The sequence below is a fragment of the Sulfitobacter aquimarinus genome (assembly GCF_040149565.1).
Taxonomy (GTDB): domain Bacteria; phylum Pseudomonadota; class Alphaproteobacteria; order Rhodobacterales; family Rhodobacteraceae; genus Sulfitobacter; species Sulfitobacter aquimarinus.
This window is the reverse complement of record NZ_JBEFLO010000002.1, coordinates 80,732-96,697: the sequence shown is the minus strand read 5'-3', so window position 1 is coordinate 96,697 and position 15,966 is coordinate 80,732. Positions and strand designations below refer to the sequence as shown.

General features: G+C 62.2%; 15 protein-coding genes and 1 pseudogene. 6 read left to right on the top strand and 10 right to left on the bottom strand.

Features of this window, described 5'->3' with window-relative positions; all coding sequences use genetic code 11:
• The first annotated feature begins 36 nt into the window (after positions 1–36).
• Genes ABMC88_RS04550 through ABMC88_RS04540 form a run of 3 tightly spaced genes read left to right on the top strand, consistent with a single transcriptional unit; the run spans position 37 to position 3,085 of the window.
• The gene (locus ABMC88_RS04550) at positions 37–1,437 is read left to right on the top strand and encodes a pyridoxal phosphate-dependent decarboxylase family protein (protein ID WP_349575658.1); all 1,401 of its coding nucleotides are present in this window, start codon (positions 37–39) and stop codon (positions 1,435–1,437) included.
• The gene (locus ABMC88_RS04545) at positions 1,434–2,288 is read left to right on the top strand and encodes a fumarylacetoacetate hydrolase family protein (protein ID WP_349575657.1); all 855 of its coding nucleotides are present in this window, start codon (positions 1,434–1,436) and stop codon (positions 2,286–2,288) included. Before ABMC88_RS04550 ends, ABMC88_RS04545 begins: the two co-directional genes overlap by 4 nt.
• On the top strand, positions 2,285–3,085 hold the full coding sequence (locus ABMC88_RS04540; protein ID WP_349575656.1) for an FAA hydrolase family protein: 801 nt from the start codon (positions 2,285–2,287) through the stop codon (positions 3,083–3,085). Before ABMC88_RS04545 ends, ABMC88_RS04540 begins: the two co-directional genes overlap by 4 nt.
• Here ABMC88_RS04540 and eda read toward each other — a convergent pair.
• The 6 genes and pseudogenes from eda to ABMC88_RS04515 form a co-directional block, all read right to left on the bottom strand.
• The gene (gene eda, locus ABMC88_RS04535) at positions 3,082–3,717 is read right to left on the bottom strand and encodes a bifunctional 4-hydroxy-2-oxoglutarate aldolase/2-dehydro-3-deoxy-phosphogluconate aldolase (protein ID WP_349575655.1); all 636 of its coding nucleotides are present in this window, start codon (positions 3,715–3,717) and stop codon (positions 3,082–3,084) included. The two genes, ABMC88_RS04540 and eda, sit on opposite strands and share 4 nt — an antisense overlap.
• Positions 3,718–3,720: 3 nt before the next feature.
• Positions 3,721–5,529: a phosphogluconate dehydratase gene (edd, locus tag ABMC88_RS04530; RefSeq protein WP_349575654.1), complete on the bottom strand. Its 1,809-nt coding sequence runs from the start codon at positions 5,527–5,529 to the stop codon at positions 3,721–3,723.
• A gap of 88 nt (positions 5,530–5,617) precedes the next feature.
• Positions 5,618–7,876, bottom strand: a complete 2,259-nt coding sequence (locus tag ABMC88_RS04525; protein WP_349575653.1) for a molybdopterin guanine dinucleotide-containing S/N-oxide reductase — start codon at positions 7,874–7,876, stop codon at positions 5,618–5,620.
• Positions 7,877–7,955: 79 nt separating this feature from the next.
• The gene (locus ABMC88_RS04520) at positions 7,956–8,249 is read right to left on the bottom strand and encodes a hypothetical protein (RefSeq protein WP_349575652.1); all 294 of its coding nucleotides are present in this window, start codon (positions 8,247–8,249) and stop codon (positions 7,956–7,958) included.
• Between the two features lie 46 nt (positions 8,250–8,295).
• Positions 8,296–8,409: pseudogene (locus ABMC88_RS18520) on the bottom strand (hypothetical protein); the annotation flags it as partial.
• 65 nt (positions 8,410–8,474) lie between these two features.
• Positions 8,475–8,645 (bottom strand): hypothetical protein, encoded by a 171-nt coding sequence (locus ABMC88_RS04515; RefSeq protein WP_349575651.1) that lies wholly within the window; start codon positions 8,643–8,645, stop codon positions 8,475–8,477.
• A 188-nt stretch (positions 8,646–8,833) separates the two neighbouring features.
• Between ABMC88_RS04515 and ABMC88_RS04510 the strand changes: the two genes are divergently transcribed.
• Together ABMC88_RS04510 and ABMC88_RS04505 are read left to right on the top strand one after the other, a co-directional pair.
• A complete protein-coding gene (locus ABMC88_RS04510; RefSeq protein ID WP_349575650.1) occupies positions 8,834–10,636 on the top strand; it encodes a CHASE domain-containing protein in 1,803 nt (600 codons plus the stop codon).
• Positions 10,636–11,091 (top strand): response regulator, encoded by a 456-nt coding sequence (locus ABMC88_RS04505; protein WP_349575649.1) that lies wholly within the window; start codon positions 10,636–10,638, stop codon positions 11,089–11,091. The genes ABMC88_RS04510 and ABMC88_RS04505 overlap by 1 nt, the downstream gene beginning before the upstream one ends.
• Here ABMC88_RS04505 and ABMC88_RS04500 read toward each other — a convergent pair.
• From ABMC88_RS04500 to ABMC88_RS04485, 4 genes are read right to left on the bottom strand one after another with little or no spacing between them, the layout of a single operon-like run.
• Entirely contained in the window at positions 11,081–12,559 is a 1,479-nt protein-coding gene (locus tag ABMC88_RS04500) for an aldehyde dehydrogenase (protein ID WP_349575648.1), read from the bottom strand. The two genes, ABMC88_RS04505 and ABMC88_RS04500, sit on opposite strands and share 11 nt — an antisense overlap.
• Before the next feature lie 8 nt (positions 12,560–12,567).
• Entirely contained in the window at positions 12,568–13,602 is a 1,035-nt protein-coding gene (locus tag ABMC88_RS04495) for an LLM class flavin-dependent oxidoreductase (RefSeq protein WP_349575647.1), read from the bottom strand.
• A gap of 2 nt (positions 13,603–13,604) precedes the next feature.
• Entirely contained in the window at positions 13,605–14,390 is a 786-nt protein-coding gene (locus ABMC88_RS04490; RefSeq protein ID WP_349575646.1) for an alpha/beta fold hydrolase, read from the bottom strand.
• Positions 14,362–14,964, bottom strand: coding sequence for an amino acid synthesis family protein (locus ABMC88_RS04485; protein WP_349575645.1), 603 nt, complete (start codon positions 14,962–14,964; stop codon positions 14,362–14,364). Before ABMC88_RS04485 ends, ABMC88_RS04490 begins: the two co-directional genes overlap by 29 nt.
• Positions 14,965–15,073: 109 nt before the next feature.
• Between ABMC88_RS04485 and ABMC88_RS04480 the strand changes: the two genes are divergently transcribed.
• The gene (locus ABMC88_RS04480) at positions 15,074–15,910 is read left to right on the top strand and encodes a LysR family transcriptional regulator (RefSeq protein ID WP_349575643.1); all 837 of its coding nucleotides are present in this window, start codon (positions 15,074–15,076) and stop codon (positions 15,908–15,910) included.
• Positions 15,911–15,966 lie beyond the last annotated feature (56 nt).

The window sequence follows — 15,966 nt, the reverse complement described above, 5'->3', positions numbered from 1 at the left end:
GTCTGGCTGCGCGACAGCAACACAGTGAGGGATGATATGAACTGGGACGGGTTTGCCCAATGGGGCCGCAAGATTGCCGATTGGGGCCGCGACTATCACCTTAACCTGCGCGACCAGCCCGTGCGCGCACAGGTCCGCCCCGGCGAGATCGCCGCCCAGCTGCCCCTGTCGCCGCCCGAAGGCCCCGAAGACATGGAACATATCTTTGGCGATTTCGAGAACATCGTAATGCCCGGCATGACCCATTGGCAGCACCCGCGCTTCTTTGCGTATTTCCCTGCCAATGCCTCCCCCCCTTCGATGCTGGCGGAGTTTCTGGTCACCACCTTGGCCGCGCAATGCATGTTGTGGCAAACTTCGCCCGCCGCGACCGAGCTTGAGACGCGGATGATCGACTGGCTGCGCCAAGGCATCGGCCTGCCAGACAGCTTTACAGGCGTTATTCAGGACAGCGCCTCGTCTGCGACGCTGGCGGCTGTTCTGGTGATGCGCGAACGCGCGACCCAAGGGCGCGGCAATGTGGCGGGCCTGAATGCCCAAGGGCGCTTGCGGGTCTATGCCTCGGCCGAGGTCCACGGCTCGGTCGAGCGGGCGGTTTGGGTGGCGGGCATCGGGCGTGAAAATCTGGTGCGCATCCCGACAAAAGGCCCCATGCGCGGCATGGACGCAGACGCACTGGCCGCCGCGATCAAGGCCGACCGTGCCGCAGGCCACATCCCCGCAGGCGTGGTTGCCTGCACGGGCGGGACCAGCATGGGGGCCTGCGATGACATCGCCGCCGTGGTGCGCGTCGCGCAGGCCGAAGACATATACTCCCACGTGGACGCCGCATGGGCGGGTGCCGCGATGGTCTGCCCCGAATTCCGCGATCTGTGGACAGGGGTGGACGGCGCGGACAGTGTCGTCTTCAACCCGCACAAATGGCTGGGCGCGCAATTCGATTGCTCTGCCCACTTCATCCGCGACCCCGAAGCCTTGGTCAAAACCCTTGCCATGCGCGAGGATTATCTGCTGACGCCAGGGGCAGAGGATGTGATCGACTATTCGGAATGGTCGATCCCGCTGGGCCGCCGTTTCCGTGCGCTAAAGCTGTGGTTCCTCATGCGGTCCTACGGGATGGAGGGATTGCGCATGCGCATCCGCAATCACGTTGCATGGGCCGAAGAACTGGCCGCCCGCATCGCAGCGCATCCCAAATTCGAAATCGTGACTGACCCGATCCTGTCGCTGTTCACTTTCAAACTGACAGGCCATGATGATGCGGCGCAACTGGACTTTGTCGAAACGCTCAACAACGATGGTCGTATCTACGTGACGCAGACTCGCGTGGCCGAGGGCGACATGGTGATCCGCTTCCAGATCGGGCAGTTTGATTGCACCAAAGAAGACATCGACACAGCCTATGACGTGCTGTGCGAACTGGCGGAGGCTCTATGAAGTTTGCAACCTACACATCTGACGGGCAGCAGTTTTACGGCGCGGTAGCGAAAGGCGGGATGATTGCCCTATCGCCCGACTGTCCCGACTGGCCGACCCTGCGTGACGTGATCGCAGCAGACGGTTTAAGGCAGCTGACTGACATGGCCCAAGGGCGCGACGTGACCCACGCAGACGGCACATTCCGCTGGGACATTCCCGTCCCCAACCCCGAGAAAATCATATGCGTCGGCGTCAACTTCCCCGACCGCAACGCCGAGTATAAGGACGGCCAAGACGCGCCGCCCAACATGTCACTTTTCCCGCGGTTTGCACGCTCGTTTGTGGGCCACGGCACGCCGCTGACCCGCCCGCCAGAGACGCCGCAACTGGACTATGAGGGCGAGATTGCGGTGATCATCGGCAAGGGCGGAAGACGCATCGCACAAGAGGACGCGCTGAACCATATCGCGGCGCTGACCTTGTGCAACGAAGGCACGCTGCGCGACTGGGTGCGGCACGCGAAGTTCAACGTGACCCAAGGCAAAAACTGGGACGGGTCGGGCGCGATGGGGCCGTGGCTGGTGCCGTTTACCGACGACAACCAGATCACGGACGTGGCTCTGCAAACCCGCGTAAACGGAGAGGTGCGGCAAGATGATCGCACGGGCCGTATGCTGTTCCCCGTGGCCCGCCAGATCGCCTATATCTCGACCTTCACCACACTGGTGCCGGGCGACATTATCGTCAGCGGCACGCCCACGGGTGCGGGCGCACGGTTCGACCCTCCGCGCTTTTTGGTGCCCGGCGACCAGATCGAGGTTTTTGCCGAAGGCATCGGCACGCTCTCTAACGGTGTGGTGGACGAATGACCCCGCAAGACATCAGTGCCGCCGCCGCGATGCTGTTCGAGGCCGACCGCACAGGCGAGCAATGCGGCCTCATCTCCTCGGCCTATCCTGACGCCACGCTGGAGGACGCCTACCGCATTCAGGACGCGCTGGTTGATCTGCACTATGGCGCAGGGCGGCACCGGATCGGATGGAAGATTGGCCTGACCAGCCGTGCGATGCAACAAGCGTTGGGAATTACCACGCCAGACAGCGGCGTGCTGCTGGATAACATGCTGTTTCAAAGCGGTGATACAGTGCCCAAGGGCCGCTTTATCCAGCCACGGATCGAGGCCGAGATCGCCTTTGTCATGGGGGCAGACATTGCGGGCGCAGGGCACAGCCGCGCCGATGTCATTGCCGCCACCGATCATGTCGCCCCCTGTCTGGAAATCCTTGATACGCGCATTCTGCGCAGCGACCTGACGACAGGCAAGGCGCGGATCATCACCGATACCGTCAGCGATAATGCAGCCAACGCGGGCATCGTGATGGGCGACAAGACCCACGCCTTTGACGCGCACGACCTGCGTTGGGTCGGGGCGATTATGGCCCGTGATAGCGTGATCGAGGAAACAGGGCTGGGAGCGGGTGTGCTCAACGATCCCACCACGGGCATCATCTGGCTGCTGGACCGCTTGGCCCAGTTCGGCCACGGATTAAAAGCAGGCGAGATTGTCCTGTCGGGATCGTTTATTCGCCCCGTTGAGGCTCCAGCCGGCAGCGTATTCGCCGCCGACTTCGGGGAGTTTGGCCGTGTCGATCTATCGTTCGACTAGCGCGGCAGAGCGCTCGCCTCGGCGGCGCGGCGCTCGATCTCGTCCCATGCGCCCGCTTTGACCAGATCCAGCGGCGCAATCCAGCTGCCGCCCGCACAGGCGACATTTGGCAGCGCAAGGTAATCGGCTGCGTTCTTGGGGCTGACCCCGCCCGTAGGGCAAAAAGACAGACCCGGCAGCGGACCGCCCAACCCTTTGAGCGTGGTGATCCCGCCCGCGCCTTCGGCAGGGAAAAACTTCAGAACCTCAAAACCGCGGTCCTGCAATGTCATCGCCTCGGTCGCGGTGGCCGCACCGGGCAACAGCGGCAGCCCTGCCTGCAAACACGCATCAATCAACGCAGGGGGCGAGCCGGGGGTAACGCCGAATGTCGCACCTGCGGCGACTGCTGCGGTCACGTCTTCGGGCGTGACCAAGGTCCCTGCCCCCACGCGTGCGCCTTCAACCGTGGCCATGGCAGTGATCACGTCCAACGCCGCATCGGTGCGCAATGTCACCTCCAGCACGGGCAGACCGCCACGCACCAACGCTGTCGCCAGCGGGATGGCATCGGCCACGTCGTCGACGACGATCACAGGAATAATCGGGGCAAGCCCCGCCAGTTCGCGAATAAATGCAGTGTCGTTTTTCATGTCTCAGTTCCCGAATACAGAAGCGCCCGTGTCGGCGGTGCCGACGGCATTGCGGAACGGCGCGAACAGCTCGCGGCCCGTGCCAAAGTAATTTTGCCCAAGCTCGGCAGTGGCCGCATCACGGTCCAGCACACCTTCGCTCAGGATCTCCAGCGTGCCTGCGCCCGCGTCGAGACGCAAGACATCGCCGTCTTGCAGATATGCGATTGGCCCGCCATCCAACGCTTCTGGGCTGACGTGGATCGCGGCAGGCACCTTGCCAGACGCACCCGACATGCGCCCATCAGTGACAAGCGCCACCTTGTACCCGCGCCCCTGCAAGATGCCCAGCATCGGCGTCAGGCTGTGCAGTTCGGGCATCCCGTTGGCCTTTGGCCCCTGGAAGCGGACGACGACGATCACATCCCCCGTAAACTCACCCGCTTTGAAGGCCGCCTTCACGGCCTCTTGGTCGTGGAAGACCCGCACAGGGGCTTCGATCAGATGATGCTCGGGCGCCACGGCCGAGATTTTGATCACGCTGGTGCCAAGGCTGCCTGACAGACGTTTCAGCCCGCCCGAGGTCGCAAACGGCTCGGACGCGGGGCGCAGAATACCGGGGTTGAGGCTTTCGGTCGTGCCAGCGCGCCATGCCAGCGCGCCACCGTCCATAAACGGCTCTTGGGTATAGTTGTGCAGCCCCTCGCCCGCGACGGTCTTGGTGTCGGGGTGCAGCAAGCCCGTCTCAAGCAGCTGGCCGATCATATAGCCAAGCCCGCCTGCCGCGTGGAAGTGGTTCACGTCCGCCAGCCCGTTCGGATACACCCGCGCCAGCAGCGGCACGATGTCCGAGATGTCCGAGAAATCCTGCCAATCAAGGATGATCCCCCCCGCCCGCGCCATCGCAATCAGGTGGATCAGCAAGTTCGTCGAGCCGCCCGTGGCCATCAGCCCGACCATGCCGTTCACAAAGGCTTTTTCGTCCAGAATTTCGCAGACGGGCGTATAGTCATCGCCCAAATCGCTGAGCGCGAGCGCACGGTGCGCCGCCTCGACCGTGAGCGCGTCGCGGATCGTCTCACCGGGGTTGATGAAGCTGGAGGACGGAAGGTGCAGGCCCATGAACTCCATCAACATCTGGTTGGTGTTGGCGGTGCCGTAGAAGGTGCAAGTGCCGGGGCCGTGGTAGGCGGCCATCTCGGCCGCCATGAGCGCATCGCGGCCCACTTCACCTGCGGCGAATTGCTGGCGGACCTTTGCCTTCTCCTCGTTCTGCAGACCGCTGGTCATCGGACCTGCGGGGATAAAGACGGCGGGCATATGGCCAAAGACCTGCGCGCCGATCACAAGGCCCGGCACGATCTTGTCACAGACGCCCAGAAACACCGCCGCATCGAATGTATTATGGCTCAGCGCGACACCAGCAGCCATGGCGATCACATCGCGTGAAAACAGGCTCAGCTCCATCCCCGCCTCGCCTTGGGTGACGCCATCGCACATGGCGGGCACGCCGCCTGCGACCTGCGCCGTGCCGCCTTTTGCGCGAACCGCGTCGCGGATCAGGGTCGGATAGCGCTCATAAGGCTGATGCGCCGAGAGCATGTCATTATAGGCCGTAACGATCCCAAGGTTTCCCGCAGCCCCCGTGGCAAGTGCGCCTTGGTCGGGGCCAGCGGCGGCAAAAGCATGGGCCTGCCCGCTGCACGACAAATGCCCCCGCGACGGTCCTTTGCGGCGGGCCGCCTGCATCCGCTCCAGATAGGCGGTGCGGCTGGCGGCACTGCGGGTCACGATGCGGGCGGTGATGTCGTTCAGGGTTTTGTTCACAGACACGGGTCAGGTCCTATCTCTACACATAAGTTAGCGCTAACATTTGCCCTGTTCATAGCGATGAATTGCGCTTTTGCAAAGGAAAATCCGGTCACGGGGCACCAGGCCGCGCCATGACCCGCACAAGGCACGAATGGGCCGTGGGACCTTGGGCCAGTTGCGATGTGCCTTTGTCGCGGCACAAAACATTGGGATTGCCCGCACGGCATTCACCTGTTTCGGGGTCGGGATCATACCACGCGCCCGTTGAAATGCGGATGACACCGCGCAGGATGTCATCACTCAGCACAACGCCGCACAGGCAGGCGCCGCGCTGGTTATAAACGCGCACCACATCGCCCGCCGCGATCCCGCGGGTGTCGGCATCGGAGGGGTGCATCACCACAGGCTCATGCCCTGCGACACGGTGGCTTTGGGCAAAGGGGCCGTGGTCATACTGGCTGTGCAGTTTGCCTTTGGGTTGGTTCGAAATCAGGTGCAGTTCGTCCTGCGCAGCCGCGCCCAGCCATTCGGCAGGCGCATACCAATGCGGGTGGCCTGCGCAATCCTCCAGCCCGAAGCCGGCGATCCTGTCGGAGGAAATCTCGATCTTGCCGCTGGGGGTGCGCAAAGGGTGGGCCTGCGGATCGGCGCGGAAATCGGCGAGCATGATGTGGGTTTCCCGCGGCACATCCATCTTGTGCCAGCCTGCCTTGCGCAGATCTGCAAGTGTCGGCATGACGGCCCCGCGTTTCGCCGCATGGCTGCGCGAGTTGTCATAGAGCCATTCGAGCCACTGCCCCGCATCGCGCCCTTCGGAGAACGCCTCCTCCACCCCCATCCTGGCTGCGATACCGCGAAAGATGTCATAGTCATCGCGGGCCGCACCCGCGGCCTCAATCGCTTTGGACATGACCACAACATAGGGGTCGCGGGGCGAAAGGGTGATGTCGTCACGCTCCAACGGGGTGGTGCAGGGCAGCACGATGTCGGCGTGTTGGGCTGCGGCGTTCCAGCACCAGTCGTTCACGATCACCGTGTCGGGCTTGGCCCATGCGCGGCGCAAGCGATTCAGGTCTTGATGGTGGTGAAACGGATTGCCCCCCGCCCACCACACCAGCCGCGTATCGGGAAAGCGGTGGGTCTGACCGTTGTAGGCAAACGCGCCATTCGGGTTCTCCAACAGCTCCGCGATGCGGGCCACGGGGATAAAGGTCTGCACAGGGTTGCGGCCCTGCGGCAGCGCCTCGAAATGCATAGGCGCGCGTTCCAGCCCGACGGTGTTGACCGAGGCATAGCCAAAGGCCACCCCGCCCCCCGGCAGACCGATCTGCCCCAGCATCGCGGCAAGGACAGTGCCCAGCCAGAAGGGTTGCTCGCCATGGTCCTGCCGCGTCATCCCCCACGCGACCGAGATCATCGTCCGCCCCTGCGCCATACGCCGCGCCAGTGCGGTGATCCGGGCGGCAGGAATATCGCAGATGGCGGCGGCCCAGTCGGGCGTTTTAGGCTGGCCATCGTCGTCGCCGCGCAGATAGGCGGCGAAGGTGTCGAAGCCAACGGTATAGCGATCAAGGAAAGCCGGATCATGCAACCCTTCGTCCAGCAGGACATAAGCCAGCGCGATCATCAACGCCGTGTCAGAGGACGGGCGCGGGGCAAGCCACTGCGCCTGCAATGCCGCATCGGTGTCGCCGCGAATGGGCGAGATGCTGACAAACTCGACCCCCGCCGCCCGCGCCGCCTTTAGAGCGCCTGCGGTGTGGTGCGCTCCCAAGCCGCCCTGCCCGATGGCCGCGTTGGACAGCGGCAAGCCGCCAAAGGCCACGACCAGATCGGTATTCTCGATCACCGAAGGCCAATGGGTCGCCTCGTAGATATAGGAGGCATCGCCAAGGACATGGGACAGGATCACTTCGCCCGCCGCAAGGCTGTAGCTGTTGACGTGTTTGGTGAACCCGCCCAGCAGATTGAGGAAGCGTTTCAGGTGCCCTTGAGCATGGTGGAACCGCCCAGCGCTGGCCCAGCCGTAAGAGCCTGCAAAGATGCTTTCGTTCCCATGCTTTGCGATCACGCGGGTCAGCTCGTCCGCGATCAATTGTTCGGCCTGCGCCCATGTGACCTCGGCAAACTCTTCACGTCCGCGCTTTTCGCCTGCGGTGCCGGGGCCGTGGTCCAGCCAGCTTTTGCGCACCATGGGGGCCGTGATGCGATTGGCATCTGTCAGTGTCGCGGGGATGGAGCCCGCGATGGGCGAAGGATCGGGATCTTCCTCGAACGGGTGCAGGGCCGTGACCTTGCCGCCCTCCGTCTCGACCCGGTAGGTGCCCCAGTGAAAACTGGTGAGGGGAAGCGTGTCACGCGGGGCCATTGCGGTATCCTGAGCCTGAGTGCCAAATGTCTGGCATCAGCCTAGTGGCAAGGCCTGTCCCAGCGCAATGGTTTCCGCATCAGGGTGCGGGCTTGGCCGCTTCCGCTTGGGGCTGCGCGATCAAGGCCCAGATACGGTGGGAGATGCTGCGGAACTGGCGCAAGGGGCGCTCGAACAGTGCGGCAAAGCCGAAACATATGGCGAGGGTGAAGCCCGACAGCCACAGGTTATAGGCGGGCAATGTCGCAGGCAGGGTCGCGTCCAGCAAATGCAGCGTGGGATAGTGCACCAGATAAAGCGAGAAGCCTTGCGACGTCGCCACCGATTGCGCCGCCGCTGATTGTGGCCAGATTGATCTGGCTGACAAAGGCATAGACCACCACGCCCTGCACCACGCCTACGACCAATGTCGTCAGCAGATTGCGGATCATCGGCTCGACGGGGTGTTTCCGCTGCACGGTCAATGGCGTCAGCACATCGGCCGATTGATGCACTGCATGGAACGGCCACAGGAATTTCCATGCGTGATGCACACGGTATTTACAAAAGTCCGAGGCAACGACGATGATAAATGTCGCCGCCAGCCCGCGCTGCCAGCTTATAGGGAGGGGGTAAAATCACCGTCCGCCATCTGTGTCAGCACCAAAAACGCCACAGTGGTGGGAAAGAAAACTGCCGCGGCAATGCCAAAGGTGACAACCACGCGGCTGGCCAGAAACAGCCCAAGATCCAGCAGGTTGGATTTGTGGGTATAGATGCGCCGTGGCACCGGCCAAGGTATCAGGGCTTCCGCGCCATCTTCAGATACCGAAAGCCGCCCAATATAGCATAAACAGAATGCCTGTTTTCCCGCACCTCACAACCCTTCCCCGCCGCCTCTGACTGGTTTGCGCATGCAGCCTTTTCTTAACTCCCCGATGCTAGGACGTCTTGGTGTAGTCAGAACCGGAGCCCGACGTGCCGCAACATCTTCTAAACCTTAAAGGGCGAATCACGGTCTTTCACGTGATCGTGGTCTCGCTGTCCCTCATTTTGACGCTGACTGCGTGGCAGTTCTCCAAAAGGCAAATGGAGGTGCGGATTGCCGAAAGTTTTGCCGCGTCCCGTGACCGCACGCTGGCCGCCATTCGCGAACGGATGGTGAAATACGAGGACGCCTTGTGGGCCGGTGTCGCGGCCGTGGAAACGCACAACGCCGACATATCGCTTGTCGATTGGTACCGCTTTGCCCACACCCTGCGGATTGAAGAACGCCACCCGGGTATCAACGGCATGGGTGTCATCCACTATCTGGAACGCGGCGCGATTGGGCCTTATCTGGCCCAACAGCGCAAGCAACGACCCGATTTCAAGGTGTTCCCATCCCACGAGTTCGAGTTCGTGATGCCAATCACCTATATCGAGCCCGAAGCCATAAACGCCGCCGCGATCGGGCTGGATGTCGCGCATGAAACGAACCGACGCACTGCGGCGCTTCTTTCCCGCGATACGGGTCTGGCGAACATCACAGGGCCGATCACGCTGGTTCAGGACGCTGGCAAAACACCCGGATTCCTATTCTACGCCCCGTTCTATTCAAGCGAAGCGCCGCAAACACGCGCCGCACGACGGGCGCAGTTCAAAGGCGCCGTTTATGCGCCCTTTGTTGTGCATAAGCTGATGGAGGGGCTCTTGGCCAAAGATCTGCGCAATGTCCGGTTCAGCATTCGTGACGCAGGTCAGATCATCTATGATGAACACGACCCCCAAGACCCCAACACGGATCACAGTCCCCTGTTTTCAGAAGAAGTTCGCTTGCCCATGTTCGGACGGGTCTGGGACATCGACATGCGGTCGGATCTGGCATTTCGGCGGCAACTTTCCAACCAGACGCCCACCGCGATATTGGCGGCGGGGTTGATGATCGAAGGGCTTATCATTGCGCTTCTGTTTTTGATGGCACGGGCCAATGCGCGGGCCGTCAGCTATGCGGATCGCGTGACACGCGACCTGCAGGCCTCCTCGGCGCAGCTTGCCGAAACCAATCAGGCCCTCAGCGCCAAAAACGAAGAGCTAGAGCAATACGCCTATGTCGCGTCGCATGATCTGCGCACGCCAATTCGTGGGATCGGCGGCTTGACCGAGATAATCGAAGAAGACCTTGAAATTTATTTCAAATCAGACAACGCGAACCCCGATGTCGCGAGCAACCTCAAGCGCATTCACGAACGGGTCGCCCGTATGCAGGACCTTACCCAAGGGATTCTTGACTACTCCCAACTCACGCCCGACCAAGCCAAATCCCAGCCCGCCGAAATTGGCGATCTGGCCCGTGCGTTGCGGACTGATTATGCGCTTGCGGAAGAGCAGCTCAAGGTGACCAGCGATGTCGCGCAGATCACCACGGAGCCGTTGTATTTCCGGCGGGTAATCGAAAACCTTGTTGGAAATGCTGTCAAATACCATGACGATGTGAAACCGCTGCGCATTGCAATCGCAATCACAGCGCTGAGCGGTCGCTGCCACGTTGGCGTGCAAGACAACGGACCGGGCATCGCCCCCGAATTTCACGACCGTATCTTTGCTGTGTTCCAGACCCTTGGCACCAATACCAAAGTCGAAAGCACGGGCATCGGCCTTGCTGTTGTGAAAAAGCTGGTCGCGCAGGTCGGTGGTGACGTCACGCTACAGTCATCGCCCGGTCAAGGCGCGACATTTAGTTTTGATTGGCCGCTGGACAGCGGCGAACATCCCTCACACCAAAGAAAGGAGGCCGCATAATGCCCCAAGAAATGAACATTCTACTCGTTGAAGACAACGACCTGGATATCGAATTACTCAAGCGCGGATTACGGAAAATCGACAGCGCGGCCACGCTGGTCTGCGCCAAAGACGGGATTGAGGCGCTTAAGGTGCTGGAGGATGATCTGGCAACATCGCAGGTGCCACGGCCGTTTGTCATCTTGCTGGATGTAAATATGCCGCGCATGAACGGGCATGAGTTTCTGGAAAAGCTGCGCGCAACGCAAGGGCTGCGCGATTTGCAGGTGTTCATGTTCACGACCTCGGCCAATAAAAAGGACGTGGACCTTGCCTACGATCGCAACGCCAGCGGCTATATCGTCAAACCGAACTCTTTGTCAGAATTGGCGCAGGTCCTGACATCCCTAAGCAGCTATTGGTCGATCTGTGAAATACCTTCAAAGATGATGCCAAACGGCGCAATCAGCGCATGACAAAGGGATTTGCCATTGGCGTGTCGGCGGTGCTGATCCATGTGGTTTTGGTGCGCGTATAGTCGTTGATCGCATCCATCCCTGCCTCGCGCCCATAGCCCGATTGCCCATACCCGCCGAAGGGCGCAATGGGAGAGATGGCGCGGTACGTATTCACCCAACAAATCCCCGCCTTCAGCCGCGCCGACACACGGTGCGCGCGGGCCAGGTTTTGCGTGAACACGCCCGAGCCAAGACCAAAGGGCGTGTCATTGGCCAGCGCAATCGCCTCTTCCTCCGTATCAAACGCCAGCAGCGACATGACAGGCCCGAACATCTCAACCGCCAGCGTTTCGGTCTGCGCGTCCAGACACTCGACCAGTGTCGGGGCCATATAGGTGCCATCCCGCGCCAAGGCCGCGCCGCCAAAATGGATGCGTGCGCCCTGTTGCGTGGCACGCGCCAGCGTCGCCTCGATCCGCTCAATTTGCGCCTGCGTACACAGGGGACCGACATGGGTGGAAGCCTCCAACGGGTCGCCCACGACGATGTCGCGTGATTTCTCGGTGATGCGGGCGATCAACGCCTCCATCACGGGGCGGTGAATCAATCCCCTCGACCCCGCGACACAGCTTTGCCCCGACGCGCCGAAATTGCCCGCGATCAACCCGTTCGCCGCGCCTTCCAGATCGGCGTCGTCGAATACCACTATGGGCGACTTGCCCCCCAGTTCCAGCGAGGTCACGGCGAAATTCTCAGCCGAGTTGCGCACCACATGGCGGGCGGTGTCAGGCCCGCCGGTAAACGCGATGCGGTCCACATCCGCATGGCGGGTGAGCGGGACCGCGCAATTTTCAGCATCCCCCGTGATCACCGAAACAACGCCACGCGGAAAGCCCGCCGCTTCAATCAGTTTTGCAAATTCCAGCATGGGTGCGGGTGCCACTTCGGACGCCTTCAGCACCACGGTGCAGCCCGCCGCCAAGGCTGGCCCCAGCTTGGTCGCGGTGAGGAACATCTGCGCGTTCCACGGCACCACAGCGACCACAACGCCAATAGGTTCGCGGCGGGTAAAGACATGCATGTCTGGCTTGTCGATGGGCAGCACCGCGCCCTCGATCTTGTCCGCAAGCCCCGCATAATAACGGTAATAATCGCCCACATATCCTGTCTGGCTGGCCGTCTCGGCCAGCAGTTTGCCACTGTCTGTTGTCTCGATCTCGCCCAGGTTGGTGGCGTTTTCCTCGACCAGTTCGGCCAAGCGGTACAACAGTTTGCCGCGCTGCGTTTGTGTCATGTCGCGCCATGCCGGATCGCCCAGCGCACGGCGGGCGGCACCCACGGCGCGGTCCACATCCGCAGGGGCAGCACAGGCAAAGCTGGCCCAGACCGCCCCCGTGGCGGGGTTGGTCGTGGTCATGGTCTGGCCATCCGCGCCGTCGCACCACGCGCCGTCGATGAAGAGTTGATAGTGGGGCTGCTGTGTCATGGGGGACCTCATGTAAATGCCGGCATCACATCGTCGATGAACCGTGACAGGCTGTCCTTTTTGCGCGCAAAAGTCATGCCACTGTCTACCCAGAAGGAAAATTCATCATAGCCCAGATCCTCATAGCGTTTGATCCTGTCGATGACTTCGGACGCGGTGCCGATGGTCAGATCGCGGGCCATATTTTTGGGGGCCATCATCTTGTTGGCAGCCATCTCCGCTGGGCTGAGCGTCTCGATCAGGCCTTGGGTCACGGGGCGCTTGTTCTGGAACCAAGCGCCGAAATAGCAATAGAACTGCGACAGCTCTTGGGCGGCGGTGTCCACGTCCTGCGCATCCGCGCCGACATAGGTGTGGTGCAGCAGCATGATCTTGGGGCGCGGCCCTGCGTATGCGGCGCAGGCGGTGTTGAATTTGGCCATGAGGTCTTCGATCTCGGCCATACCCTGCCACAGGGGGGTGACCTGAATGTTGAATCCGTTGTCTACGCCAAAGGAATGACTGTTGGCATCCCGCGCCGCGATCCAGACGGGCGGGCCGCCGTCCTGTACGGGTTTCGGCGCAGACGTGGTGGCGGCGAATTGGTAATAGGCGCCTTCATGGGCACAATCGCCCGACCAAAGCTTCGGCAACAGCGGGGCCGTTTCGCGCATACGGCAGCCTGCCTCCCATGCGTCCATTCCCGGCATGAGGCGTTCATATTCATAGCTATAGGCCCCGCGGGCAATGCCCACCTCGATCCTTCCATCGGTAATCAGATCGGCGGCAGCGGCTTCGCCTGCCAGTTTGACCGGGTGCCAGAAGGGCGCGACCACCGTACCCGTTCCAAGGCGCAGGTTCTTGGTGTGGTGGCTCAGGTCCACAAGGCTCATGAAAGGGTTGGGGGCAATGGTGAAATCCATGCCGTGATGCTCACCGGTCCAGATGGCGCGCATACCGCCATCATCCGCCATCTTGGCCAGCTCGATCAGCTCATGGCGCAGGCTGCGCTGGTCCTGATCGGGTGAGATACGCTCCATATGTGCAAAGAGAGAGAAGTCCATGGTCAGGTCCTTTCGGTGAGAGGTTTGAGGAAATCCGCGATGATCGCGTTGGTCTGGTCGGCGTGGGTCATCGGCATCATATGCGCCGCCCCCGCGATGATTTCGGCGCGGCCTTGGGGCGTGCGGACCGCCATGGCCTGCGACATGGCAGGGGTCGAGTTCGGCTCCTCCGCGCCTGTCAGGAACAAAGCGGGGCAGCGCAGTGATGCGAGGGCGGCATCGCTTGGCCCATCCGCATCGGCGAAAACGGCATAGGCATCGCGGTAGCCAGCGGGATCGACGCCCAGCAGCCAGTCGCGGCAGGCCGCGCTCTGATCGCTTTCCGCCTGCCCGAACCAGCGGGCGAGCGGTGTTGCAGGGTCCGCCACGCGTGTCCCGTCCAGCGATGCGGCGCGGGCTTGCACAGCGCGGGCCGCATCGGCGTCACGGCGAAAGATCGCGTTGAGCGCGGCAACGCCGTTGACCAACGCGCCATGTTGCACCGCCAGATCAAGCGCGATCATCGCGCCAAATGAGTGGCCGATCACAACGCAGGGCGCATCAATCTGTGCCGCGATTGTCTCTGTATAAGCCGCGAGCGCAGGCGTGCCCTCCACCCGCGCACTGCCGCCGTGGCCCGGCATGTCAAACGCCAGCACGCGGTGGTCTTGCGACAGCGCATCAATCTGCGCGCCCCATGCCTCGGCCCGCAGGCCAACGCCGTGGATCAGCACGACCAAGGGCCCCGCGCCCGCGTCAATCGCGGTGAGGGGACCACGCCTAGACCGCTGCCGGATTGTCCACGTCATGACCCAGATCCTTCAAATCTTGATAGCGGTCGCCGATACGGTGATGGGGCCGCCCGCCCATTGCAGCGCCCAGCACCACCACGACCTCGTCGTCGCGTGGCGCATCGGGGATTGCGAACTGGATGGTGAGGTAATGCGAACGGCGGCCCGCGTCGTTCTTATCCATCAGCGGCACCATAATCGGCGCATTCGCCCCGCCGCGTGTGTTGGTGAAAGCCAGATAGGATTTCGCGCCCACAGCCTCGCGATAGAAATTGCCAAAGCGCAGCGTGTGGATCAGCCCCGAGGCATGCTCGATCTCGCCATTGAGGCCGACCACCGCGGCTTTGCCGTAGGCCTCAATCGCGTTGCCCGAACCACCAGCAAGGGCAATCATGCGCTCGGTCATCATCCCGCCCAGCACGGGGCCGTAGGCCATAATCTCGGGCTTGAGGTCTTCGACAAAGCGGCCCGCCCAAGGGTTGCGCACAACAGCGGCGACCGCAAACATGCGCCACGGGGTCGCGGCGGTTTTGAAGCCTTCGATCATCACTTCTTCGTCGTAGGTTACAATTTTGCGTATCTCGGGCTGCATGGGCACCTGCCTTTATTCCAGTTGCGCGAGGGTGGCCGCAGGCACGCCAAATTGACAAACGAATGATTTGGCGGCTTAGGTATAAGCAGAACTAATGGATGGCTTGACCATGGCAAAATCCCTCCCCCCGCTGGCGTGGTTCCGCGCCTTCGAGGCCGCGGCCCGCAAGCTGAGCTTTACCGCCGCCGCGGATGAGATCGGCATGACGCAATCGGCCGTCAGCCAGCACGTCAAAGCGTTGGAGACCTCGCTGGGCGTGGTGTTGTTTGTGCGCCGCCCACGGGGTCTGACCCTGACGGACGAGGGGCGCAAGCTGATGCCGCAGGTGGCCAGCGCGCTCGAGATACTCTCGGCGGCGGCCCAAGGCACGCGGACTGGCCCCGCCGAAAACCTGCTGACGGTGGCGACCTCGGTCAGTGTGGCGCAATGGTTGATCACGCCGCGCTTGGCGGAATTCACCGCAGCGCATCCAGAGGTGCGCCTGCGGTTTCTCAGCACGATCTGGCCCGATGATTTCAACAGCGTCCGCGCCGATGTTGAGGTGCCTTTCGGGACCGCCAAGCAATTCGGCCGCGACGCCGTGCAGCTGGAGCCGAACGGGTTGATCGCCGTGAAATCGCCCCATCTGGCAGGCACGGTAGACACGCTACCGCTCATCGAATCCGTTGGCACTTCGGCGGGCTGGGCCGTCTGGTCGGGCAACAAACGGCGCACGCCTGCTTTTTATGTGGACAGCTTCGGCGCGGCCCTGAATCTGGCCGAGCATGGCAACGGCATCGCCTTGGTCAGCCGCGTGCTGGCCGCGCATCCATTGCAAACGGGTACCTTGGTACAGGCGCACGACCACATCGCCCCCAGCATCGAAGGCTACCACCTGCGCGCCGACACATCGCACAGTATGGCGGTCGCCTTTCGCGACTGGCTGCTGGCGCAGGTCATGGGATAACGCCCCACAGGTCACGAAAATCCGCCCCCCTGCGGCGGCAATTCCTTGATTGCGCC